Below are 517 nucleotides of genomic sequence, written 5' to 3' on the forward strand. Positions count from 1 at the left end.
TTGGAGAGCTGTTCGCGGGAAGAGGTCAGGTAGCCGATGAGCAGGCGGTGAGCCTCCGCGGTGAGGGGGAAAGCTCCAGAGTGGCCGCTGAGCCGCATGTGCTGGGTGTCGGTCATATCAGTTTCCTACGTTCGTGAGGGCGTGAGTGAGGCTGGTCCAGTAATCACGAAACCGTGCGAGCTGTGTGCGCCCTTCGGCAGTGAGAGCGAAGTATTTCCTCGGCGGGCCGGACGCCGACTCCTGCCATTCATGTTCGATCAGACCGTCTCGACGCAGCCTGTTGAGGAGGGGATAGAGCGTTCCTTCCAGGACGGGAAAGCCGCAGGCGTGCAGAGCCTCGACGATTTCGGCGGCATACCGGCGATGCTGCTCGACGCTCGCGAGTACGAGCGGTTCGAGCATCCCCCGGCGGACGGCGGCAAGCTTTGCATCTTCGGTCACGAAGCTACTGTTACACAGTACAGTAGCTGCACGCAATCCTATTCTTTCATCGGGCGATTCCGACCTTGGCTGCCCG

2 protein-coding genes are annotated in these 517 nt (G+C 61.3%); one reads left to right on the plus strand and one right to left on the minus strand.

What is annotated here, in order from left to right; translation table 11 throughout:
- Nucleotides 1–117: 117 nt before the first annotated feature.
- Nucleotides 118–345 carry a PadR family transcriptional regulator gene (locus ACI3KQ_RS15970; RefSeq protein WP_404959336.1) on the minus strand — a complete coding sequence of 76 codons (228 nt, stop codon included), beginning with the start codon at nucleotides 343–345 and terminating at the stop codon, nucleotides 118–120.
- On the opposite strand from ACI3KQ_RS15970, the gene ACI3KQ_RS15975 reads away from it, so the two are divergent.
- Nucleotides 250–517, plus strand: a 268-nt coding sequence (locus ACI3KQ_RS15975; RefSeq protein ID WP_404959338.1) for a hypothetical protein, incomplete at its 3' end; no start/stop codon positions are given. The two genes, ACI3KQ_RS15970 and ACI3KQ_RS15975, sit on opposite strands and share 96 nt — an antisense overlap.

This window comes from Sphingobium sp. ZW T5_29, from assembly GCF_044987515.1.
Taxonomy (GTDB): domain Bacteria; phylum Pseudomonadota; class Alphaproteobacteria; order Sphingomonadales; family Sphingomonadaceae; genus Sphingobium.